At 69.0% G+C, this 22,337-nt stretch carries 24 protein-coding genes; 16 read left to right on the top strand and 8 right to left on the bottom strand.

Going from position 1 to position 22,337, the window contains the following annotated elements; all coding sequences use genetic code 11:
* Positions 1-38: 38 nt before the first annotated feature.
* The 5 genes from C7H75_RS23230 to C7H75_RS23210 all read right to left on the bottom strand — a co-directional run bounded on the left by C7H75_RS23230 (position 39) and on the right by C7H75_RS23210 (position 4,682).
* On the bottom strand, positions 39-731 hold the full coding sequence (locus C7H75_RS23230; RefSeq protein WP_064076340.1) for a type 1 glutamine amidotransferase domain-containing protein: 693 nt from the start codon (positions 729-731) through the stop codon (positions 39-41).
* 42 nt (positions 732-773) lie between these two features.
* Positions 774-2,111 (bottom strand): MFS transporter, encoded by a 1,338-nt coding sequence (locus tag C7H75_RS23225; protein WP_175280053.1) that lies wholly within the window; start codon positions 2,109-2,111, stop codon positions 774-776.
* 52 nt (positions 2,112-2,163) lie between these two features.
* Positions 2,164-2,955, bottom strand: a complete 792-nt coding sequence (locus C7H75_RS23220) for an SDR family NAD(P)-dependent oxidoreductase (protein ID WP_064076338.1) — start codon at positions 2,953-2,955, stop codon at positions 2,164-2,166.
* 120 nt (positions 2,956-3,075) lie between these two features.
* On the bottom strand, positions 3,076-3,846 hold the full coding sequence (locus C7H75_RS23215) for an SDR family NAD(P)-dependent oxidoreductase (RefSeq protein WP_013417535.1): 771 nt from the start codon (positions 3,844-3,846) through the stop codon (positions 3,076-3,078).
* A gap of 32 nt (positions 3,847-3,878) precedes the next feature.
* Positions 3,879-4,682, bottom strand: coding sequence for an enoyl-CoA hydratase/isomerase family protein (locus C7H75_RS23210; RefSeq protein ID WP_005516932.1), 804 nt, complete (start codon positions 4,680-4,682; stop codon positions 3,879-3,881).
* An 88-nt stretch (positions 4,683-4,770) separates the two neighbouring features.
* Between C7H75_RS23210 and C7H75_RS23205 the strand changes: the two genes are divergently transcribed.
* Together C7H75_RS23205 and C7H75_RS23200 are read left to right on the top strand one after the other, a co-directional pair.
* Entirely contained in the window at positions 4,771-5,364 is a 594-nt protein-coding gene (locus tag C7H75_RS23205; protein WP_081122310.1) for a TetR/AcrR family transcriptional regulator, read from the top strand.
* Between the two features lie 90 nt (positions 5,365-5,454).
* Positions 5,455-7,833, top strand: a complete 2,379-nt coding sequence (locus tag C7H75_RS23200) for an FdhF/YdeP family oxidoreductase (RefSeq protein WP_013417532.1) — start codon at positions 5,455-5,457, stop codon at positions 7,831-7,833.
* On the opposite strand, the gene C7H75_RS23195 is transcribed toward C7H75_RS23200, so the two are convergent.
* On the bottom strand, positions 7,821-8,444 hold the full coding sequence (locus C7H75_RS23195; RefSeq protein ID WP_233281818.1) for a TetR/AcrR family transcriptional regulator: 624 nt from the start codon (positions 8,442-8,444) through the stop codon (positions 7,821-7,823). The genes C7H75_RS23200 and C7H75_RS23195 overlap by 13 nt on opposite strands.
* A 61-nt stretch (positions 8,445-8,505) precedes the next feature.
* On the opposite strand from C7H75_RS23195, the gene C7H75_RS23190 reads away from it, so the two are divergent.
* The 7 genes from C7H75_RS23190 to C7H75_RS23160 all read left to right on the top strand — a co-directional run bounded on the left by C7H75_RS23190 (position 8,506) and on the right by C7H75_RS23160 (position 14,221).
* Positions 8,506-9,459, top strand: a complete 954-nt coding sequence (locus tag C7H75_RS23190; protein ID WP_069855424.1) for a hypothetical protein — start codon at positions 8,506-8,508, stop codon at positions 9,457-9,459.
* A 245-nt stretch (positions 9,460-9,704) separates the two neighbouring features.
* Positions 9,705-10,040, top strand: coding sequence for an RNHCP domain-containing protein (locus C7H75_RS23185; protein WP_005516946.1), 336 nt, complete (start codon positions 9,705-9,707; stop codon positions 10,038-10,040).
* 20 nt (positions 10,041-10,060) lie between these two features.
* A complete protein-coding gene (locus C7H75_RS23180) occupies positions 10,061-10,453 on the top strand; it encodes an RNHCP domain-containing protein (protein WP_175271663.1) in 393 nt (130 codons plus the stop codon).
* A gap of 182 nt (positions 10,454-10,635) precedes the next feature.
* Positions 10,636-11,292, top strand: coding sequence for an ABC transporter permease (locus C7H75_RS23175; RefSeq protein ID WP_005516948.1), 657 nt, complete (start codon positions 10,636-10,638; stop codon positions 11,290-11,292).
* Positions 11,285-12,475 carry an ABC transporter ATP-binding protein gene (locus C7H75_RS23170; RefSeq protein WP_013417531.1) on the top strand — a complete coding sequence of 397 codons (1,191 nt, stop codon included), beginning with the start codon at positions 11,285-11,287 and terminating at the stop codon, positions 12,473-12,475. Before C7H75_RS23175 ends, C7H75_RS23170 begins: the two co-directional genes overlap by 8 nt.
* Positions 12,472-13,233 carry an ABC transporter permease gene (locus tag C7H75_RS23165; RefSeq protein ID WP_005516951.1) on the top strand — a complete coding sequence of 254 codons (762 nt, stop codon included), beginning with the start codon at positions 12,472-12,474 and terminating at the stop codon, positions 13,231-13,233. Before C7H75_RS23170 ends, C7H75_RS23165 begins: the two co-directional genes overlap by 4 nt.
* Position 13,234: 1 nt before the next feature.
* Complete coding sequence (locus tag C7H75_RS23160; RefSeq protein WP_106851892.1) at positions 13,235-14,221, top strand: glycine betaine ABC transporter substrate-binding protein; 987 nt, start codon at positions 13,235-13,237, stop codon at positions 14,219-14,221.
* Position 14,222: 1 nt separating this feature from the next.
* On the opposite strand, the gene C7H75_RS23155 is transcribed toward C7H75_RS23160, so the two are convergent.
* On the bottom strand, positions 14,223-14,981 hold the full coding sequence (locus C7H75_RS23155; protein ID WP_106851891.1) for an IclR family transcriptional regulator: 759 nt from the start codon (positions 14,979-14,981) through the stop codon (positions 14,223-14,225).
* Positions 14,981-16,516: an APC family permease gene (locus C7H75_RS23150; protein ID WP_013417528.1), complete on the bottom strand. Its 1,536-nt coding sequence runs from the start codon at positions 16,514-16,516 to the stop codon at positions 14,981-14,983. The genes C7H75_RS23155 and C7H75_RS23150 overlap by 1 nt, the downstream gene beginning before the upstream one ends.
* A 220-nt stretch (positions 16,517-16,736) precedes the next feature.
* On the opposite strand from C7H75_RS23150, the gene C7H75_RS23145 reads away from it, so the two are divergent.
* Genes C7H75_RS23145 through C7H75_RS23115 form a run of 7 tightly spaced genes read left to right on the top strand, consistent with a single transcriptional unit; the run spans position 16,737 to position 22,314 of the window.
* Complete coding sequence (locus C7H75_RS23145; RefSeq protein ID WP_106852060.1) at positions 16,737-17,321, top strand: MauE/DoxX family redox-associated membrane protein; 585 nt, start codon at positions 16,737-16,739, stop codon at positions 17,319-17,321.
* 29 nt (positions 17,322-17,350) lie between these two features.
* Positions 17,351-17,965, top strand: coding sequence for a redoxin domain-containing protein (locus C7H75_RS23140; protein ID WP_081184026.1), 615 nt, complete (start codon positions 17,351-17,353; stop codon positions 17,963-17,965).
* 27 nt (positions 17,966-17,992) lie between these two features.
* Positions 17,993-18,700: a methylamine dehydrogenase light chain gene (locus C7H75_RS23135; protein ID WP_005516959.1), complete on the top strand. Its 708-nt coding sequence runs from the start codon at positions 17,993-17,995 to the stop codon at positions 18,698-18,700.
* On the top strand, positions 18,697-20,028 hold the full coding sequence (locus C7H75_RS23130) for a hypothetical protein (protein WP_084924960.1): 1,332 nt from the start codon (positions 18,697-18,699) through the stop codon (positions 20,026-20,028). Before C7H75_RS23135 ends, C7H75_RS23130 begins: the two co-directional genes overlap by 4 nt.
* Entirely contained in the window at positions 20,025-21,623 is a 1,599-nt protein-coding gene (locus C7H75_RS23125) for a multicopper oxidase family protein (protein ID WP_084870259.1), read from the top strand. The genes C7H75_RS23130 and C7H75_RS23125 overlap by 4 nt, the downstream gene beginning before the upstream one ends.
* Before the next feature lie 11 nt (positions 21,624-21,634).
* Positions 21,635-21,991 carry a cupredoxin domain-containing protein gene (locus C7H75_RS23120; RefSeq protein ID WP_005516963.1) on the top strand — a complete coding sequence of 119 codons (357 nt, stop codon included), beginning with the start codon at positions 21,635-21,637 and terminating at the stop codon, positions 21,989-21,991.
* Entirely contained in the window at positions 21,988-22,314 is a 327-nt protein-coding gene (locus C7H75_RS23115; RefSeq protein WP_106851889.1) for a cupredoxin domain-containing protein, read from the top strand. Before C7H75_RS23120 ends, C7H75_RS23115 begins: the two co-directional genes overlap by 4 nt.
* The last annotated feature ends 23 nt before the right edge of the window (positions 22,315-22,337 follow it).

The following is a 22,337-nucleotide window of genomic DNA, read 5'->3' as shown; positions in this document are numbered from 1 at the left end:
ACCGACACCCGGCGAATCGGGTCACATGTGGGTGACGCTCAGCCGAGTTGCTTCACAACCGCTTCGGCCACGGGCCGAGCGCTCGCCGGATTCTGCCCCGTCACCAGGCGCCCGTCCTCCACGACGTGCGGCGCGAAGGGTTCGGCCGCGAAGGAGTACACCGCGCCCCGCTCCTCCAGCCTCGCCTGGAGACTGAACGGCACCGCATCGGCACGGTGCGCAAATTCTTCCTCCGGCCAAGAGAATCCGGTGACATTGCGGCCGGCGATCAGGTAGTCGCCGTTCGAGAGGGTCGCACCGAGGAGGCCGGCCGGGCCGTGGCACACGGCCGAGACGACCTTGCCCGTCTCGTGGAATTCCCGCAGCAGTCGCGAGAGGTGCGGGTCGTCCGGGAAGTCGAACATCACGCCGTGCCCGCCCGTGAGGTAGATGGCGTCGTAGTCGTCGGCGGCCACGTCTGCGATAGAGACGGTGGTGTCCAGTAGGTCCATGAATGCCCGGTCTGCATAACGTTTTCCGGTTCCCAGCTCCTCCAGGACCTCCTGGGTGAGGCTCTCCGGATCGAGTGGGACCGGGCCGCCGGCGATGCTCGCGATGGTCGCGGTGCCACCCGCTTCGTGCAGGTAGTCCCAGAAATGCGTCAACTCTCCCAACCACAGTCCGGTGCGGTAGCCGACGCTCTCGTACTCGCCGACGCTCGTGACGACGATCAGTACCCGCTTGCCGCTCATGTGAACTCCTCGGGTGTTCGGCGGTTTCGCTCCGCTCCCACGTTACGAGGCGACGGTGTTCCTCACCATCTCCCGCTCGTCACGGTCCGATGATGTCGTGATCGCGAGTGCCATCACGGCCGCGACCGCGCACAGGCCGCCCGCGACGAAGAACGCCGCGTCGTAGCCGCCGAGCCGGTCCCGGACGACGCCGGCCAGGAACGCGACGAGCCCGGCGCCGATCTGGTGCGACGCGAGCACCCACCCGAAGACGATGGGGCCGTCGGCGCCGAAGTGCTTGCGGCACAGTGCGACGGTCGGCGGCACGGTCGCCACCCAATCGAGCCCGTAGAAGATGATGAACGCGATCATCGGCGGGTGCACCGTCTCCGCGAGGAGAATGGGCAGCACCATGAGCGACAGGCCGCGCAGCAGGTAGTAGATCCCGAGGAGCTTGCGGGAGTCGAACCGATCGGTGAACCAGCCCGACGCGATGGTGCCCACCAGGTCGAAGATGCCGATCACGGCAAGCAGGCCGGCGGCTGCCGTGACGGGCATGCCGTGATCGTGGGCGGCGGGGACGAAGTGCGTGCCGACCAGTCCGTTGGTGCTGGCACCGCAGATGGCGAAGGTTCCCGCCAGGAGCCAGAACACCCGGGTCCGTGCCGCCGAGCGCAGGACGCCGAGCGCGCGCCCGACCGCACCTCCGGACGCCGACGGCGGCTGTGGCCGGACGTAGTCGGCCGGCGCTCCCAGCGGCGGCACACCGACCTCCTCCGGACGGTCCCGGAGGAACACCAGTACCAACGGCACCACCGCGAGTGCGGCGACGGCGACGGTGAGCGAGACCGTCCGCCAGTCGTAGCGTTCGGACAGGGCCGCCAGCGCCGGCAGGAACACGAGCTGGCCGGCGGCACCGCCCGCGGTGAGAATGCCGGTGACCAGGCCGCGGCGGGCGACGAACCAACGGTCGACCACCGTCGCGACGAAGGCGAGCGCCATCGACCCGGTCCCCAGACCCACCAGGACTCCCCACAGCAGGATCAACTGCCACGTCGTGGTCATGAAGACCGTCAGGCCGCTGCCCAGCGCGACCAGCGTCAGCGCTGCCGCCACGACTCGCCGCATGCCGAAGCGTTCCATCAGCGCTGCGGCGAACGGTGCGGTCAGTCCGTACAGCACGAGGTTCACCGAGACCGCCGCGGAGATGCTCGCGCGGGACCAGCCGAAGTCGTCGTGCAGCGGGTCGATCAGGATCGACGGCGCCGCCCGGAAACTGGCGGCTCCGACGAGGGCGAGGAAGGCCACGACCGCGACGAACCAGGCCGGGTGGATGCGCGGTACACGCCCGCCGGGGATGGAAATCGTGGTGGAGCGGGGCGGGGCGATCTCGGAACTCACGGCGTACATTGTGGCCGCCGCGGCCCGGACCGCCCCGCTCGCCCCGGAGTGCTCAGTTCGGCATGAGCGCCGGCGGCGTACCCGGCAGGCCCGGGTAGTACGTGCCGGCCGACCAACCGCCGTCCACCGCGAGTTCGGCGCCCGAGATGTACGACGCCTCGTCGCTCGCGACGAAGAGGGTGGCCCGCGCGATGTCCTCGGACTCGCCGATTCGTTGCAGCGGCACACCCACGTACTTGCTCTGCAGATCGTCGCCGACCAGACCGCCCGGATTGCCGAGCGTGGTGTCCACGCCGCCGGGGTGCACCGAGCACACGCGGATGCCCGCCGGACCCAACTCGTAGGCCAGCGCCTTGGTGAGTCCGCGCACCGCCCACTTGCTCGCGGTGTACGCGGCCAGGCCGTTGACGCCGCGCAGCCCGTCCACCGAGGAGATGTTGACGATGACGCCGCCGCCCGCCTTCTTCATGGTCGGCACGACAGCCTTGGCGCCCAGCAGGTTTCCGAGGACGTTGATGTCGAGCAGGCGTTCGGTCCGCGCGACGTCGAGGTCCTCGATCGGCGCCCAGTGCATTACTCCGGCATTGTTCACCAGGATGTCGAGGCCGCCGAAACGGTCGACGGCCACTGCGACGGCCGACTCCCACGAAGATTCGTCGCTCACGTCCAGAGGCGTGAAGATGGCGGCGTCGCCGAGTTCGGCGGCGAGTGCACGCCCCTTCTCCTCGAGCACGTCACCGAGCACCACGCGGGCGCCCTCGTGGACGAACAAGCGCGCGGTGGCGGCGCCCATGCCCTGCGCCGCGCCGGTGACGATCGCGACCTTGCCTTCGAGCCGTGCCATGTGTCCTCCGAAATCCGTTGCGCGCCGGTCGGTCCGGCCTGCCACGGACCATGGCGTGATCGCCCCGTGAAGAAAAGGGCGTTTCTCACTCAGTGGTACGGGTCACATCTCGGGTGGCGTCTAGTGCACGACGGCGCCGCCGTCCGCGATGATCACCTGGCCGGTGATGTAGCTGCCGGCGTCGGACGTCAGCAGTAGTGCGGGACCGACCATCTCGTCAGGTTCGGCGATGCGCTTCTGCAGGGACATCTCCCGCATCGCCTCGATCGCCTCGGGCGGGTTGTTGCGGACCATGTCGGTGTCGACCGAGCCCGGTGCGAGCGCGTTGACGCGGATGCCGCGCGGCGCGAATTCGGCGGCCATCGAGCGGGTGAACGACAGCAGTGCGCTCTTGCCCGCCGCGTACATCGCGACTCGGGGAGAGAACATGAATGCGCCGACGGAGACGACATTGAGCACGGCAGCGTGCGCGCTGGCCTCGAGATGCGGCAGGGCGGCCTGGGTGAGGAAGACCGGGCCGCGCAGGTTCACGTCGTACGACTTGGACCACGCGTCCGCGGTGAATCGGCCCAGCGGCTGTGTCAAGGGATTCGCGGCGGCGTTCACGAGGATGTCGATGCCGCCGAACTCTCCAACGGCCCGGTCGACGAGTGTCGTCAGATCGTCGAGCTCACCGAGATGGGTCGGCACACCGATCGCGTTGCCACCCAGATTTCGCAGGTGCTGCTCGATCTTGGCGCACGCCTCGGGTTTGCGGCTGGCCACGACGACGTTCGCGCCCGCGGACACGTACGCCTCTGCGAGTGCGAGGCCGATGCCGCGGGTGCCGCCGGTGACGACCGCGGTGCGGCCGGTGAGATCGAACAGGGTGCCGAGCTTCTCACGGTTCACGATCGGGGGTTCCTTTCCGAGGGACATGCGGGTCAGTGGACCCAGGACGGTGCCCGGCGCTCCGCGAACGCCGTGACGGCTTCGGCGAACTCGCCGCCGGTGCCTGCCAGGATCTGGGTGCGGTTCTCGAGCGCGATGGCCGCGTCCACGCTGCCGGCGGATGCGTTGGCGACGAGAACCTGCTTCGTCATCGCCAACGCGAACGGGCTGTGGTTGCACAGGGTGGCCGCGAGTTCGGTTGCGGTGTCCAGCAGTTCGCCGTCTTCGGCCACGCGGGTGACGAAGCCGATCCGCTCCGCCTCGGTGGCATCGAACTCGCGACCGGTGGTGATCAGTTCGGCGGCGCGGCCGCCGCCGACGATCCGGGGAAGTGTGTAGCTGATCCCGATGTCGCAGCCCGAGATCCCGATCTTGACGAACTGCACGCCGAATCGGGCCGATGTGGACGCGATCCGTATGTCGCACGCCGCCGCCAGCGCGAGTCCGCCACCGAACGCGGGTCCGTTGATCGCGGCGATCACGGTCTGCGGGAGTCGTTGGATCCGCGGGACCAGCGAGGCGATGTACTCCTGTGTGCGCATTCCGGCCGCCGGTCCGGTGAGGCCGGCGGCGGTCGGCGCTGTGCGGACCGGATCCTTGAGGTCGAGACCGGCACAGAAGCCGCGACCGGCGCCGGTGAGGATCACGACGCGGCACGAGTTGTCTCGCTCGAACGCGGCCAGGGCGTCGTGGAGTTCCTCGACCAGGGCGAAGCTCAGCGCGTTGAGACGCTCCGGCCGGTCGAGTGTGAGGATCGCGACGTCCGGTGCGGGCCGTGCGATGTCGATCAAAGTCATTCGGGCTCCGCTTCGTTCGAATCGTCCGGCTATCAGGCTTACACGATGTAAGGTAAATACGCAGCACTTTCACGAGGAAGGGTCCGAGGTGACTCAGGACGGTCCCGGCAGGGGGCGGCGGCGCGACCCCGTGCGGCATCGCGCGGTGCTCGACGCCGCGGCGCAGGTGCTGGTCGAGGACGGCTACGAGGCGCTCACCTTTGCGGCGGTGGCGCGGCGGGCGGGTGTCGGACGTCCACTGCTCTACCAATGGTGGGGAACGAAGGGCGCGCTGGTGCAGGAGGTGCTGTTCCGGCGCGAACCCGTGTCGGCGCGGGCCGTCACTCCCGGCGCGTCCTTCGAGGAGACCTTCACGGCGATGGTTCACGACATGGTGTCGCTGCAACTGCTGCCCGAGTACCGGCGAGGGATGCCGGGACTGATCGCAGACATGGTGGCAGACCCGGCCCTCCAGGATCAGGCCGAACGCCGGTTCATCGGTCCCGTGCGGGCGCGCTACGTCGAGGTCTTCGACCGAGCGGCCCGATCCGGCGAGATCGGACCGAACGTGGACGGCGCCCTCGTGCTGGACACGCTGCGCGGTGCGCTCACCACGCTGACCTCGGCTCGGCCGGACTGGGAAGCGGACGATTTCGTCGACTATCTCGTGCGACTGGTGCTGGACGGGATCCGCACCGGCTGACGGCTTCACGAGGAGACCGTCCCGGTATCGCGCCCGGCGTGCCGAAGTGTCCTACGGTGGACCGGAGGCCGACAGCGAGCGGAGGTCGACATGCGCAGGCGCGACAAGGAAGAACGCCCGGACTACGATGAATCCCACCTGAGGGTCGGGAAGCCGAAGACGAAGGCCGCCGGTGTTCCCGCCGTTGCGGTCTCCATGAAGCGGTCGCTGGAGAACATGGGCATCGTCCGCACCGGTGAGACGCTGCTCGAGTTGAACAAGGTCGGCGGCTACGACTGCATGAGCTGCGCGTGGCCCGACCCCGAACCCGGACACCGGCACCCGGCGGAGTTCTGCGAGAACGGCGCCAAGGCCGTCGCGAACGAGGCGACCCTGCGCAGGGTGACGCCCGAGTTCTTCGCGCGTCACTCGATCGCCGAACTCGCCTCGCGCAGTGAGTACTGGCTCAACGAGCAGGGGCGGATCACGCACCCGATGATCAAGCGGCCAGGGGCGACGCACTACGAACCGATCGACTGGTCCGACGCGTATGCGCTGATCGGACGCGAGCTGCAGTCCCTCGACCCCGACGAGGCGATCTTCTACACATCCGGCCGTGCCTCGAACGAGGCTGCCTTCGCCTATCAACTGTTCGTCCGGGCGTACGGCACCAACAACCTGCCGGACTGCTCGAACATGTGCCACGAGTCGACGTCGATCGCGCTCGCCGAATCGATCGGAATAGGCAAGGCCAGCGTGGTCTTCGAGGACATCCACGAGGCCGATCTGATCGTGCTGCAGGGGCACAATCCCGGAACCAACCACCCGCGGATGCTCACGCACCTCGAGGAGGCGAAGAAGCGCGGCGCGAAGATCCTGTCGATCAACCCGCTCAAGGAGGCGGGCCTGCTGCACTTCCAGAACCCACAGACCCCGAGTGGGGTGATCGGCCGGGGGACGGATCTCTCCGACTACCACCTGCAGATCAAGCTCGGTGGCGATCTCGCCCTGATGCAGGCGATCGGTTCGCTACTCGTCGAGTGGGACGCGCTCGACCACGAGTTCATCGAGGCGTACACGCACGGCTTCGAGGCGTGGCGCGATCATGTCAGGGCGGTGGACTGGGACGCGGTCACGGCGTCCACCGGGCTGTCCCGGGCGGAGATCACGGGGGCGGCGCAGATGCTGCGCGAGTCGAAGGCCACGGTCTTCTGCTGGGCGATGGGGCTGACCCAGCACCGCAACGCGGTCGCGATCATCAAGGAGGTCTGCAACGTCGCGTTCGCGCAGGGCAACATCGGCAGGCCCGGAGCGGGGCTGCTGCCACTGCGCGGCCATTCCAACGTTCAGGGCGACCGGACCATGGGGATCTGGGAACGCCCGCCGCAGAGCTTCCTCGATGCGCTCCAGCTGGAGTTCGGTTTCGATCCGCCCCGCGAGTACGGCTACGACACCGTCGATTCGATCCGCGCGATGCGGGACGGCAAGGCCAAGTTCTTCATGGGGCTCGGTGGCAACTTCGTCGAAGCGGCCCCGGACACCCGCGTCACCGCGGGCGCGATGCGCAACACCCGGATGTCGGTGCAGATCTCGACCAAGCTCAACCGGTCACACCTCGTCACCGGCGAGACCGCACTCATACTCCCGACGCTGGGGCGCACCGAGAAGGACGTCCAGGCGAGCGGGGAACAGTTCATCTCGGTCGAGGACTCGGTGTGCGCCGTGCACGCGTCGCGTGGCCCGCTCGATCCGGCGAGTCCGCACCTGCAGTCGGAGACGGCCATCGTCACGCAGATCGCGCACGCGACTCTCGGTGACCGTTACGGCCTCGATTGGCTGGGCATGCGGGACGACTACGCGAAGATCCGGCTCCACATCTCGAAGGTGGTTCCGGGGTGCGAGGGCTACGAGGTGAACGTGCGTCGTCCGGGCGGATTCATCCTCCCGCATCCGCCGCGTGACTCGAGGACGTTCGAAACCCCCTCGGGGAAGGCCGAGTTCGACGTCGCTCCGATCGAGGTGATGCAGGTGCCGCCGCGGCACCTGATCCTGCAGACGCTGCGCAGCCACGACCAGTTCAACACCACCATCTACGGCCTGAGCGATCGCTATCGGGGTATCGAGGGCGGGCGCCGCGTGATCTTCATGCACCGCGACGACATCGCCGCTCTCGGCTACGACGACGGCGATCGGGTGGACCTGCTGACGGAATGGAAAGGCGACGACTGTGCTCGGTACGCGCCGAGTTTCCGGATCGTCGAGTACGACATTCCGCGAGGCACGGCGGCGGCCTACTATCCCGAGACCAATCCGCTCGTCCCGCTGGATTCGACTGCGCTGAAGAGTAATTGCCCCACGTCCAAATCCATCATCGTGCGACTGGAGCGGGCGGGCACCGTGCGGGAGGCGCACCTCGACGCGCGTACGCAACACGACATCGGCTGGGACTGGTCGCACAAGAGCGAGCCGCAGCCGCGTTACCTCTCCTGAGTGTGCGCGGGCGGTAGTCCGGCGGCGACCGCCACGGTGTCGAGTACCCACGCCTCGTATCGCTCCGGCGTCCAACCGCTCTCGCGCACGAGGTGTGTATAGGTCTCGGGGCTCAGCAGCGCCAGTGCGACGTCCGTGGCGGCGTGGGGGTCCACGCCAGGCGACTTCGCGGCGAGGGCGTCCATCAGGTGCCGCTGAACGGTGCGACGCTGCTCGAGATTCGTCTGCCACAACTCCGCGACCTCGGGGTCGGCCGACGCTCCGGCCCGCACCGCGAGCAGCACGTCGGCGGCGCGTTCCAGGATCAGGCGGGCGTGGTGGATCTGGATCCGCAGCTGATCGCGCGGATCGGGGGCCGCGACGGCGTCGGCGACCCAGCCCCGGTCGAGAGTCGCGACCGGCGCGTCGTCGCCGGCGATGGTGACGTCGAGCAGGGACGACAGCACGCTGCGCTTGTTGCCGAACACGAAGTACACGCTCTGCGACGACACGCATGCGCGGGCGGCGATCTGCTTGATCGTGGTGGCCGCGTACCCGGTGGTCGTGAACAGGGCGCACGCCGCGTCGAGGATCTTCGCGCGTGCCGGTCGCTGTCCGTTGGAGGTTGCCACGCCCAAACCCTAGCTCTAGAGTTGTGCTCTAGAGCAGATCTCTAGTGGTGGAGGTGGCGGGATGAGGGCACTGGTCCTGGGCGGTTACGGTGCGGTCGGCGCGCCGCTCGTACGGCACCTGCGGGCGGCGGGTATCGAGTCTTCGGTGGCCGGACGCGACGCGGCCCGCGCCGATGTCCTGCTGGACCTCGCCGACACCGGTGCGCTCGAGGCGGCGGCGCGAGCGGTGGACGTGGTGGTGAACGCATCCGGGCGCGAGAACGTCGACGTCGCGAGGGCCGCGGTGCGGGCGGGCGCGGTGTTCGTCGACATCACTGCCACCACGTCGTACTCGCGGGAACTGGAGCGGATCGAAGGTCCGGTCCTGCTCGGTGTCGGTCTGGCGCCGGGGCTCACCGGGTTGCTCGCCTCCGAGGTCGCCGCCACGGGAGCCGGTCCGGTCGAGATCCTCGTCGGGATCGGGGCGGGCGAGCGCCACGGCGCGGCGGCGGCTGAGTGGACGTACCGCCTGCTGGGGGAGCGGTTCGACGACCCCGACGGCTCACCGGTCCGCAACTTCACGCGTCCGCAGTCGATTTCGTTGCCGCCCGCAGTCTCCTCGGAGTACCGCGCCTTCCCTGCCGTCCGCGCGGACTTCGCGGATCAGCACGTGCTCACCGCCGGTCTCGGGGTCCCGGTCCGTACCTATCTGCGGATGGACTCGCGGATCGCGACCCTGGGGCTGGCGACGCTGACGTGGGTTCCGGCACTACGGTCCTTGGCGCCGACCCGGATGTGGGGTTCCGACCGGTGGATCGCCCTGGCGCGGAACGCGGACGGTGCTTCGCGGTGGGCGACCGGGCGCGGCCAGTCGGAGGGGACCGCCGCGATCACGGCGTGGGCGGTTGCGCGGCTGGCGGAGCGTCCGATCGCCCGGCCGACGTGGTTGCACGACAATGCGACCCTCGCCGAGCTCCGGTCGTCGTCCGCGGCGGATGCGATCGAGTTCGGTGCGGTCGACGGCGCCACTCGGTAATTCGATTGCGCGGTGCGTGCGCCCGTCCTAGGGTTTCGCGAATCCGGCACGTCGGCCGGTCCCTACCCGTATGGAAGTGGTGAATTATGCCCCGGACAGCCGCCGAGCTCCTTCGCGATCCCGCGAACCGCTCCGGCCGGTGATCCGAACCAGACATCGGATCCCCTGTCCGGTGTGATCCTTCCGCGGGGTCGACGACGCTCGGCAACCTTTGCCGCCCAGTCGATCTCACAGAGGAGTTTCCCGTGTCCCACAGCGGCACGCCGATTTCACGCCTGTCCACCTTCACGTGTGTCCGTTGCGGGCTCACCGTGTGCGTCACCACGCCGGACGCCGTCCCGCGTACGCACTGCCCGAACTGCCTCGCCGGCAGGCACGGACGGTGCGACGCCCGAACCCATCCGATCGCGGTCGCCGTGCAACGCGACGGCGACTGGATGCTGATCCATCGATGCACCGGTTGCGATCGTCTCGAGGCCGGTCCGGTGGCCTCGGACGACAACCAGCTGCTGTTGATCCGCATCGCGGTGAAACCGTTGGCGCAACCGCCGTTTCCGCTCGAACACCTCGCGCACCTCTGACGCGGCGTGAGGTGATTCGCGTGTCACGCAGGAACGGCAGAACCGAACGTCCGCAGCGCGCCAAACCCGTCCACCGGGACGGCCCGGCACGCCGCGGGACATCCTTCCGCTGCCTGGGCTGCGGATTGGACGTCCCGATGTGGGCGCCCGGCACGGCGCACCGCAACCACTGTCCGACGTGTTTGTGCAGTAGGCACGTCGACCGCACCGTCCCCGGCGACCGTGCGTCGTCGTGTGGCGGCCGGATGGACCCGATCTCCATCTCGGTGCGCGGCGGCGGTGAATGGCTCATCGTCCACCGATGCGGTGCGTGCGGTGCGATGGGTGTGAACCGCACGGCCGGTGACGACAACCCGCTCGCCCTCGTGCGGATCGCGGTGCGTCCGCTCTCGCATCTCGATCGCGTCCGGTAGCCGGTTCTCGGCTCGGAACCGAAGGGTCGGCCCGGACCCGCTCGGGCGATTGCCGTGCGGAAACCGCGATTCCGGGGCAGGGTTGACAGCAAGCGCAGTGCCGCGCGGCCCGAGGAAGGCCCGTCTGCAGTGAGTGGACGGGCCTTTTTCGGGCTTTGTCGCGGCTGAAGGGAGGTTCTGGAGTGGATTTCCAGACCCTGTGGGATTTCGTGTCCGAGCGGCGTCAACAGCTGCTCACGGACTCGTATCTCCATGTCAGCGCGGTCGTCCAGTCGGTGGTGATCGCGGGTGTGATCGCCGTCCTCGTCGGGATCGCCGTCTACCGCAGTCCGATCGGGTCGGCGGTCGCGACGGGCCTGGCCAGCACCGTGCTGACCTTGCCGTCGTTCGCCCTGTTGGGCCTGCTCATCCCCATCCTGGGCCTGGGCGTCGCGCCGACCGTGACCGCCCTGGTCCTGTACGGCCTGCTGCCGATCATCCGGAACACGATCATCGGTCTGGCCTCGGTGGATCCGGCGATCACGGACGCGGCCCGCGGCGTAGGCATGAACCGGCTCCGGGTGCTCACCCGCATCGAGATGCCGTTGGCGTGGCCGTCGATCCTCGCCGGGATCCGGGTCAGTACGCAGATGCTCATGGGCATCCTCGCGATCGCGGCCTACGCGAAAGGCCCGGGCCTGGGCAATCTCATCTTCTCGGGCCTGTCCCGCGTCGGCAGTCCCACCGCCGTACCGCAGGCGCTCACCGGCACCGTTCTCATCGTCATCCTGGCGCTCGTCCTCGATGGACTGCTCGTCCTGCTCGGGCGCCTCACCACCTCGAGGGGGCTTCGTGACTGACCTTCTACCCGCCGAAGAACGAACCGGCAGTGGCGTCGAAATCGTGCTCGACGACGTCGTCAAGCAGTACGCGGGCCAGGACGACCCGGCCGTCGATCATGTGTCGATGACCATTCCCGCCGGTGAGACGGTCGTGTTCGTCGGACCGTCCGGATGCGGCAAGACCACCACCATGCGGATGATCAACCGGCTCATCGAGCCGACGTCGGGCACGATCACCATCGCCGGCCGCGACACCCACTCGATCGACCCCGACCGGCTGCGCCGGGGCATCGGCTACTCGATCCAACAGGCCGGTCTGTTCCCGCACCTCACGGTCGCGAAGAACGTCGCCACGGTGCCCGGACTGGTCGGGTGGGACAAGAAGCGCACCGCCGAGCGTGTCGACGAGATGCTCGATCTGGTGGGACTGGACCCGGACACGTACCGCGACCGCTACCCGCGGCAGTTGTCGGGCGGGCAGCAGCAGCGCGTCGGCGTGGCCCGCGCACTCGCCGCGGATCCGCCGGTGCTGCTGATGGACGAGCCGTTCGGTGCGGTCGACCCCATCACGCGCGGACTGCTGCAGGACGAGTTGATGCGACTGCAGTCCGATCTGGGCAAGACCATCGTCTTCGTCACCCACGACTTCAACGAGGCCGTCAAACTCGGCGACCGGATCGCCGTGCTGGGCAGCCAGTCGCACGTGATGCAGTACGACACCCCGGAGGCGATCCTCGCCAACCCGGCCAACGACATGGTCGCCGGGTTCATCGGCGCCGACGCGTCGCTCAAGCAGCTGACGCTCGCCCGGGTTCGCGACATCGAACTGAGCCAGTGCCCCACCGCGTACCGGAACGGATCGGTGGCCGAACTGCGCCGGGAGCTGGCCGAGCAGGACGCGCCGTGGGGCCTGATCCTCGACCCGCGCGATCGCCCGCTGCGGTGGGTCTCGCCCGAGCAACTCGCGACGGCGGGTTCGCTCGAGGACGTCGGCAACCCGGTGGGCGAGAACGTGTCGCTCACCTCCACGTTGCAGGACGCCCTGGAAGCACTGCTGGTGCAGGCGAGCGCGTCGGCCGCCGTCACCGGCCGGCGGGGCGAGTACGCGGGCATCGTGACGATCGACACGCTCGTCCACGCACTGCAGGAGGTACGCGAGGAACACGCCGACGACCACGTCACCGGGGAACTGTCCGAATGACCACCGCCACCGAACAGCAGGCGACCGCGCGCGCCGAACGCATGCGGCTGCTGGTGCAGCCGGTGCTGGTGCTGATCCTGGTAGGCGGCGTGCTGGGCTGGGCGTTCAGCCGGGACCTCAATGCCACGCAGAAGGCGAGCATCAACGTCGCCAACATCGCGACGCTCACGTGGCAGCACGTACTGATCACCGTGGTGGTGGTACTCATCGTGCTGGCGCTCGCGGTGCCGCTGGGTACGTTGCTCACCCGGCCGGGCTTCACGCGGCTGGCGCCGATCTTCGTGGGCATCGCGAACATCGGTGCGGCCGCGCCGGCGATCGGCCTGCTGGTGTTGTTCTACCTCGCGACCCGGACCACGGGATTCTGGATCGGGGTGCTGCCGATCGCGTTCTACTCGCTGCTCCCGGTGCTGCGGAACACGATCCTCGGCTACCAGTCGGTCGATCCGACGCTCGTCGACGCCGGTCGAGGACAGGGCATGTCGGCGCTGACGGTGCTGCGCCGCGTCGAGTTCCCGCTCGCGGTGCCGTACATCCTGGCGGGCCTGCGCACGTCGCTCGTCCTCGCGGTCGGCACCGCGACGCTGTGCTTCCTGGTGAGCGCGGGCGGTCTCGGCATCCTCATCGACACCGGATACAAGTTGCGCGACAACGTGACCCTCGTGGTGGGCGCGGTGTTGGCGGTGGCGCTCGCGTTGCTGGTCGACTGGCTGGGCGCGCTCGCCGAGACGTACCTCGGCCCGAAGGGACTGCGCTGACATGAAGGTGATGCGACGAGTCCTGGTCGGCACCGCGGTGGTGCTGGCGACCACGCTGCTGGCGTCGTGCGGCCTCGAATCGGGTGGTGCCCTCCCACTGAAGGTCGGTCCCGGCAGCATCGCGCCCGTCCCAGAGCTCGACGGTGCGCGGATCACGGTCGGCTCCAAGGACTTCACCGAGCAGGTGATCCTCGGCTACATCATCGAGTTCGCACTGTCCGCGGCCGGTGCCGACGTCCGCGACCTGACGAACATCCAGGGCTCCAACAGCACTCGCGACGCGCAGTTGGCAGGACAGATCGATGTCAGCTACGAGTACACCGGCACGGGCTGGATCAACTACCTCGGGCACGAAGAGCCGATTCCCGACTCACGAGCACAGTTCGAAGCCGTCCGGGACGAGGATCTCGAGCGCAACGGGATGGTATGGACGGATCCGGCGCCGATGAACAACACGTACGCGCTCGCCACCAGTCGGGCCACCGCGGAGCGCACCGGGGTGCGGACGTTGTCCGACTACGCCGCCCTGGTGGAGCGGGATCCGACTGCGGCGACGACGTGCGTCGAGACCGAGTTCAACGTCCGCCAGGACGGCTTTCCCGGCATGGCGGCCGCGTACGGATTCGACCCGGCGCGAGCCGATCGGCGGATCCTGCAGACCGGCATCATCTACCAGGCGACCGCGGACGGCGGCCAGTGCAAGTTCGGCGAGGTGTTCACCACCGACGGCCGGATCGCGGCCCTCGATCTCGTGGTGCTCGAGGACGACCGTCAGTTCTTCCCGAAGTACAACCCGGCGTTGACGATGCGCGAGGACTTCGCCGAGCGGTACCCGGAGGTCGCGGAGGTGATGGCACCCATCTCGGCGGTGCTCACGGACGACGTGATCAGCGAACTCAACAAGCAGGTGGACGTCGAAGGCGAGGACCCCGCGACGGTGGCCAGGCAGTGGCTCGTCGACCAGGGTTTCGTGACAGCGGAGGGCTGAATCACACCATCCCGGTGAGTCCTTCGGCGCCGTCGGCGAGGAACCGGATCAGCTCTCGGTCGGGCTGGACGCGTCCGTCGGCGCCGTGCAGATACAGCCCGCCGACGACGTGATCCGCCCGATCGCGCAGCGGAACCGCGAGTGCGGCCCGGCCGATCCGGGACTCCTGGCACTCGTGAGCGAACCCGTCCAGCATCACCGCCCGCAGGTGCCGGGTCAGCTCGTCGGGGTCGCAGATCGTGAATTCCGTCAGCCGGCGCAGGTCCGGCTCGGGGTGCACGTCCGGGAGATACGCGAGCATCAGCTTGCCGAGGGCGTTGGCGTGCAGGTGCTTCGACAGCATGCCGACGGCCGCGATCTCGTGGTCGGGGTCGCGGTCGACGATGCGCAGCCGGCCGCCCGCGAACGACGCGACGTGGATCGCGAACCGCGTGCGCGACCGTAGTCCCTCCACGGCCTCGTGCAGTGACGGCACTGTGCCGGTGTCGGCGGCGGCCCGCGCGAGCTCCGCGGTGCGGCGTCCCAGCGCGAAGCCGGACAGGTCCGGCACCCGCACGAGGAAGCCCTCGGCGACGAGCAGATTCAGCATCCGGTAGGCAGTGGCCGGAGGCACACCCGCGAAGCGCGCGATCTCCTTGGCCGTCGTCCCCGGCCCCAGATGCGCCACCGCCTCGAGCATCCCGAGTGCCCGCTGCACGGCCTGCGGTTGTTGCCCGCTGAAGTGCGTGCCCTCGGTGCGGACCTGGGTGCGTGACGGCATCACCGTTCGCCGTCCCGGGCCTGTCGCACGCCGTGTCCGGCGGTCGCGACGATACGCCGTCGGCCGTCCTCGTCCACGACGAGAACCCCTGCGCCCGGCAGGATGTCGGCTGTCTCGACCGAGTCGAACGCGCCCACCGTGGCGAGACTGTCGGGCCGGGACCGGCGCAACAACTCGTGCCACAACACGCCGGACGACCCGACCAGCGTGAGCGTTGCGGGCACCATCCACACGTCGTGCACGGTGCCGTCGACGGCGAGGCACGCGAGCAGGCCGGCGCCGAGTACCGTGACGAACACGGCGGCCGCACGGGTCGTCGCGGTGTGCTCGCCGATGCGGCGCAGGAAGCGCAGCGACGCGAAGGCGACGAGCGTGTACGCCGTGACCAGTCCGACCTCGACGACGCCGTCGAACACCGCCGAATCGGCCTGCGCCCACAGCGCGTAGACCGCCGCGCCGGTCAGACTTGCGGAGGAGAAGAGCGCGACCGCGACGTGCGGTGTCCGAAAGCGCCGGTGTACGCGCGAGAGTGCCGGCGGGAGTACGCGTTCGACGCCCATCGAGTACAGCAGCCGCGATCCGGCCTGCGCGCAGCCGAGCGTGGACGCGAACCACGAGCACGCCATGCCCGCCTTCACCGCGAGCACGACCCCCCACGAGGCACCGGAGGCGGTGCCGTCGAAGTACGCGCCGACGATCACCGAGCCGTGCCCGAGGAGCGACGCGGTGGCGGCGAACACGAAGAGGATCCCGACGAGGACGGGGGAGACGAGGACGGTGCGGGTGACGGTGACGAGGGGGCGTTTGGCCTCCGGGCCGAAGAACGCGGCGCTCTCGAAGCCCGCCATCGACAGCACGGTGAGCATCGCGAGGAAGGGGAGCAGGCTCACGGGTGTCGGCGGCAGATGAGCGCCGGCCGGGGCCGTGCCGGTGGGCGTGCCGATCATGATCGCCACGATCAGGACCAGTGAGAGGCTCTCGACCACCAGGATCGCACGGGTAGCGAACCGCACACCCCGCACCGCGATCGCGCCGACCACCGCCGCCAACACGGCGATGGTGAGCACCCACGGTGCGGGCCCGTCCAGCCGCAGCCCAAGCAGATCCGCGATGTCGAGCAGACTCCCGGCGGCCTGCGACATGACGGAGATCGAGATGCCGAGGTAGCCGACGACCAGAGCGGTGCCGGTAGCGAGCGCCGCCCGCGCGCCGAGGCCCTGGAACACGAAGCTGTACAGCGATCCGGCGGCCGCGAGGCGGCGGGTGAACTGGGTGATGCACAGCGCCACCAGCGCGACCGCCGCCGTCGTCGCGCCGATCACGAGCACGCCCCCGACGCCGGGCCGGTACGCGGTGATCCACAACGCGATGAACACCATCCCGGTGGCGGGCGCGATGGTCGACAACGACTGGCCGATCAGGTCGACCAACGTGAGCCGTCGCCGGCCGAGGGCACGCAACGGTGAATACACCTGCTCCGGTGGGCTTTCCGCCTCCTGTGCACGGGCAATCGCTGCCCGGAGTGCAGCTGTCACGACTCTCGTCCCGTCTGTACGCCCGGTGGTACAGACGCAAGCTAACCCCGGTGTGTTTCGGCCCGGTTACCTTTGCGAACAATGTGCGATTCGCAAGTGGGAATCGTCTTCTCGCCGGCCCCACTCGTGATGCGACGGAACGTTTCGTCACCGTCGCAACGGCGACTTCCGGGACGGCAACGATGGGTCCACACCGTTGGAGAAGGAGGTGGATCCACGCATGCTGTGGACGATGATCGCGGCAGCCGTCGGGGGTGTGCTGCTGCTCGCCGGAGTGCCGAAGGTGCGAGACCGGGAGAGCCTGCTGCGGGTGGTCCGCGGCTACCGGATCCTGCCGGCGCCACTGGAGCGACTGGTCGCGGCGACGCTGCCGTCGGTGGAGATCGCGCTCGGCGTGGCCCTGATCGCGGGCTTCGCCCCGCGGATCGCGGCGGCGGTCGCTACGGTGCTGTTCACCGGCTTCTGTGTCGGGCTCACCGTCAACCTGCTGCGAGGACGCCGCGAACTCGATTGCGGCTGTTTCGCGTTCGGGAACGAGGGCGAGGCGCCGCGGATCGGCTGGTTCCACGCGGTGCGGGCGGCCACGCTGGCCGTCGTCGCCGGGGCGCTCGCGGCCACGACGTCGACGGCCCCGACACCGGCCGAGCACGTGCTGGCGGTCGCGGGCGTGCTTGTAGTGCTGGCCGCAATCGTCGCGGCCGTGCAACTGCGCTCGGTGGTCCACCTCGGACGCCGGCCCGTCGACGCGCACCTGAGCAATGCATCCATCGAATTGCGTGTCGCATCGGCGATCTCGCGCTACTGACCGACGTTCCCTCACGACAAGGATCGACAATGAACACTTTCCTCCTCATCGCCGTCGTGGTCCTGGCGGTCTCCGTCGCGGTGCTGTTCCTCATGGTGCTGGCGCTCGCCCGCGAGATCGGCCGTGTGCAGGTCCGGCTCGGCCCACTGGGCGCCCGGATGATGGACACCGGCCCCAAGGTGGAACAGGTCGCGCCGTCGTTCCGCGGCCTCACCGACCACCTGGGACGCACCGTCGGCGTCGGCGGGCACCGGGACAAGCCGCAGCTGCTGCTGTTCACCGCGCCCACCTGTTCCACGTGCAAGAGCCTGCTGCCCGGGCTGCGGGCGATGGCGAAGGCCGAGAGGGACCTGGAGATCGTCATCGTCTCCGACGGGACCCCGGAGGAGCACGCGCAGTTCCTGGCCGGCTCGGGGATCGGCAGCGAACTCAGCTACGTCGACGGCCGTGACGTCGGTATCGCCTACCAGGTCGGGACCACGCCGTACGGCGTCATCCTCGACGAGCACGGCAAGATCCGGTCGAAGGGACTGTGCAACCACATGGCGCAGGTCGAAAGTCTGCTCAACGCACTCGAATCCGGTACCCCGTCACTCCAGCACCTGCACGAGCAGGCGAAGACCAACCTCGCCGCGCACGTCTGAAACCCCCATCGAGAACGGAGAGAACACATGTCCGACAAACCGATACACGACGGTCCGGAGATGTACGAGAACCGGTATCCCGTCGACGAGGACACCGTGAGGGAGCAGGCCGCGTGGATGGCCGGGTCCGGCGGAACCCTCGCCAGCCGTGCCGGGCGCCGGATGTCCGAGCGTGTGTCGCGCCGGTCGATGATCAGCCGGATCGGCAAATGGACGATGGGCGTTTCCGGTGTGGCCCTGATCAGTTCGCTGCCGGTTACCAGGAGCGCGTTCGCGCAGGAGGCCGCACCGCCGCCCGCGCCGACACCCGACAAGGACCCACTCGTACCGGTGTACGACGGCAAGGACCCTGCCGAGTGCGAGTACTGGCGCTGGTGCAACATGGACGGCACGTCGTGTGCCGCGTGCAACGGCGGCGGCGTCACGACGTGTGCGCCGGGCAGCAAGCCGGGCGCCGAGTTCTGGGTGGGGTGCTGCACCAACCCCGACACCGGCAAGACGTACCTCATCGCGTACTACGACTGCTGCGGTGCGCCTTCGTGTTCCAATGCCTTCTGCGGCGAGCCGGACATGCAGGCGATCATGTACAACCCGGTCTCCGGCAGCTACGACCAGGAGATCATCTGGTGCGTGTCGGACGAATCCCAGTCGTACACGTGCACGATGGCGCCGATCATCGGCGAGGACTGCCAGACCCGTCCCGCCGCCCGTCCCAAGGTCGGAGCCGGCTCATGACCGATGCCTCACGCCGCCTCGTCCGTGGTGCCGCGGCTACCGTCCCCGTCGCGCTCGTCCTCTCGCTCGCCGCGTGCTCGTCCGACGCGGCCGGTAACGAGTCGGAGTCCTCGCAGGCCACAGCAGGCGAGGTCACCTACCCGAGTGTCCCGTTCACCGCGCCCGGCGCGGGCATCTCGTTGGGACACGACGACCAGGCGATCGGTTCCACCATCCCCGAACCGCTGCACGTCGGCGAGGTCCAGCCGGCCAAGGCGAACGAACTCCTCGCCGTGGCCGGGGGATTCGGCAAACTCGAGCTGGGTGTCAACGTGATCGATCCCGCGACGGGCGTCGCCGCGAGCCGCATCGTGGTGGGTCCCGGAATCTGGGACCCGGTGATCCACGGCTTCGTCGGCGAGAAGACGAGCGACCCGGCAGTGCTCGCCGCCGAGGTGTGGCGTCCGCGGGGGTCCCGCGGGGCGGCCGACTTCACCGTGAGCACCTATTCCGGCAACCTGCTCGAGCCGTCGGAGGCGATGCTGCCCGACTACGCCCGCGTCCACTCGCGGCCCGGTTCGAGTGCGGTGACGTCGGACGGCAAGTACTTCGTCACGTGGGACGACGGGCTCTACGGTGTCCGCGTCGTCGACCTCGCCGCGAAGAAGGAGAGCGGCGCGTTGCAGATCATCGGGTGCGGGCCGTTCACGTGGCTCGACGGACACGAGCTCTACAGCGTGTGCGAGGAGAGCCGCGAGCTGATCCGGATCTCCATCGACGACGCGGGCGTCCCCACCGAGACCGAGCGCACCAAGGTGTTGCCCGACGACTTCGTCAGCGCCCGCGAGGTCACGTGGGCGGCGGACGCGAAGAAGGCGCTTCTTGTCGGCGGCAACGGTGACGTGTACGTGTTCGATTTCGCGAACGGTCTGCCGTCGTCGACGGTGGCTCCGATCGGCAATGCCGGTCAAGAGGGCGGCCGCTTCGCGGGGAACGCGATCGACAACACCGGCAGTCGCATCGCGATCGAGTACACCGACACCGAGATCCATCCGCACTCGGCGCGCGGCGGCGACGTCGTGAAGATTCAACTGCACGACGCCACCACGTTCGCGCCGGTCAAGACACTCGACCTGCCTGCGCTGGGGCTGACCGGGATCGACAGCATGGCGTACGCGGTGGACGGCCGCACGCTCTACGTGCTCGGGGACGGTCCCGAGGTGGACGGTGAGACCGAGAAGACGATCGTCGGCATCGAGTCCGCCACCGGCAACAAGGTCAGCACCGCGAAGGTGACCGGAACCGTCGAGGACATCGGTACGCTCCTCACTCCCCAGGTGCTCCGATGATTCGGCCCGACCGCGGCCCGGTGCTCGACCGCCGCCGGTTCTTGCGGCTGAGTTCGCTCGGCGTCGGCGCGGTCGGGCTCGCGGCACTAGGATCGGCCACCGCGGGTTGTAGTTCCGGAACGTCGGACGCGCAGGCCTCGTCGGGCAACCTCGACTACATCCTGCCCACCGATCCGGAAGTCGCGCAGGCCGAAGCGGCCCGCGCCGCGAGCGGGGCGACGGCGTCGTTCGCGCTCGCGGCCGCGGTCGGCGCGGTCGATCTCGGTGGCCGCGTGGTGGACACGTGGACGTACGGCGGCAACGCGGTCGCCCCCGAACTGCGGCTCGGCAAGGGCGACCGGGTACGGGTGTCGGTCGCCAACGGCCTACCCGCGGACACCACGCTGCACTGGCACGGCATACGGATCCGCAACGACATGGACGGCGCGGCACCGGTGACCCAGCCGGCGATCGGAGCGAACGGAGGCACGTTCGAGTACGACTTCGTCGCGCCCGATCCCGGCACCTACTGGTACCACTCGCACAGCGGCCTGCAGGCCGACCGGGGCCTCTTCGGCGCGATGATCGTCGAGGATCCGGACGACAGTACCGGCGCCGATGCGGACGCCGTGCTGGTGCTGGACGATTGGATCGACGGCCTGGGAACCACGCCGGACGCGGTGCTGATGGCACTCAACCCGGCGATCGCCGGCGGGCACGCGGGGCACGGTGGCGGTGCGGCCGCGCCGACGGCTCACTCCGAGGGCGAGATGGGAGTGGCGCAGCAGTTGGTGGCGCAGGGCCACGGTGATTCGACGGCACTGGGCGGTATGACCCAGCACATCGCCTACCCGATGCACCTGATCAACGGGCGACCGCCGAACGATCCGGCGGCGATCGAGGCGCCGGTGGGGCAGCGGCTGAGAATGCGCATCATCAACGCCGCGGCAGAGACTCCGTACCGATTCGCGGTGGCGGGTCACGAACTGACCGTCGTGGCCGTCGACGGCTTCGACGTCCGGCCGGCCGTCGCGGACACCGTGATCGTCGGCATGGCGCAGCGCATCGACGTGCTGGTCACCGTCCGGTCCGGGGTGTGGCCGGTGGTGGCGAAGGTCGAGGGGCGCGACGGCTACGCATCGACGGTGCTGCGCACACCCGACGCTGTTCCGTTGTCGAATCCCGATGTCGGCGGACTGGTCCCGGAACTCTCGGGTCGGCTGGTGCTCGAGAGCGAGCTTCGTCCCGTCGACGCGGTGCGTCTGGAGGACCGCACCCCGGACCGGGACTACCGCGTCGAACTCATCCAGGCCGGCGACCGCTACGTGTGGGGCATGGCGGGCGCCGACGCGGGCAAGCTCGTCATGAAACAGGGTGAGCGGGTGCGCATCACGATGACGAACTCGTCGTCGATGTGGCATCCGATGCACACGCACGGGCACACCTTCGCCGTCCCCGCCTACGGGGGGCTGCGCCGGGACACCGTCAACGTGCTGCCCGGCACGGAGCTGGCGATCGAGTTCGACGCCGACAATCCGGGCGAGTGGATGTTCCACTGCCACAACGCCTACCACTTCGAGGCCGGAATGACCGCGAACCTGCGGTACATCCGGTGAGAGGACCGATCATGAAGAGAATCGTCGCACTCGCCGCGGGCCTGATCACGACGGCTGCGCTGGTCACCGGTTGCAGCAGTGGGGAGGCCGACGCGGGCGGCAGTGCACCCGCCGCGGTGATCGAGGTGAAGAACATGGCCTACACACCGGCCCAGGTCACCATCGAGAAGGGACAGACCGTGCAGTGGAAGTTCGACGACGCGGGCCTGCCGCACGACGTCGCGGGTGAGGGGGCGCTGCAGGACAAGTTGAAGAGCGAACTGATGACCACCGGCACGTACGAGTACACCTTCGACGACGCGGGCACCTTCGACTATCACTGCACGCCGCACCCGATGATGGTCGGCACCGTCGTCGTGACGGAATGAACCGGCGGTGGTTCGCCGCGCCCGCCGTGCTGCTCTCGCTGGCCGCGGGATGCGCGGACGCGTCGGCCGCCGGCCCGGACGCCGTCGTGGTGGTGCGCAATGTCCACTTCGGGCCGATGGACGTCACCGTGCCGGTCGGGGGCACGGTGCAGTGGCGGTTCGAGGACGGCGGCCTGCTCCACCACGTCGGCTCCGACGGAGTGTTCGACAGCGGCATCACGAGCGAAGGGAGCTACGAACACACCTTCGACGCCCCGGGCGTCTACGAGTACCACTGCTCGATCCATCGCTACATGACCGGCACCGTCACCGTGACCGGCTGACGGACACAGCAATTCGTTCACAT

Origin of the sequence: Rhodococcus (subgen. Prescottella) equi (assembly GCF_003013675.1) — a bacterium.
Taxonomy (GTDB): Bacteria; Actinomycetota; Actinomycetes; order Mycobacteriales; family Mycobacteriaceae; genus Prescottella; species Prescottella equi.
This window is presented reverse-complemented; position numbering and strand designations above follow the sequence as displayed.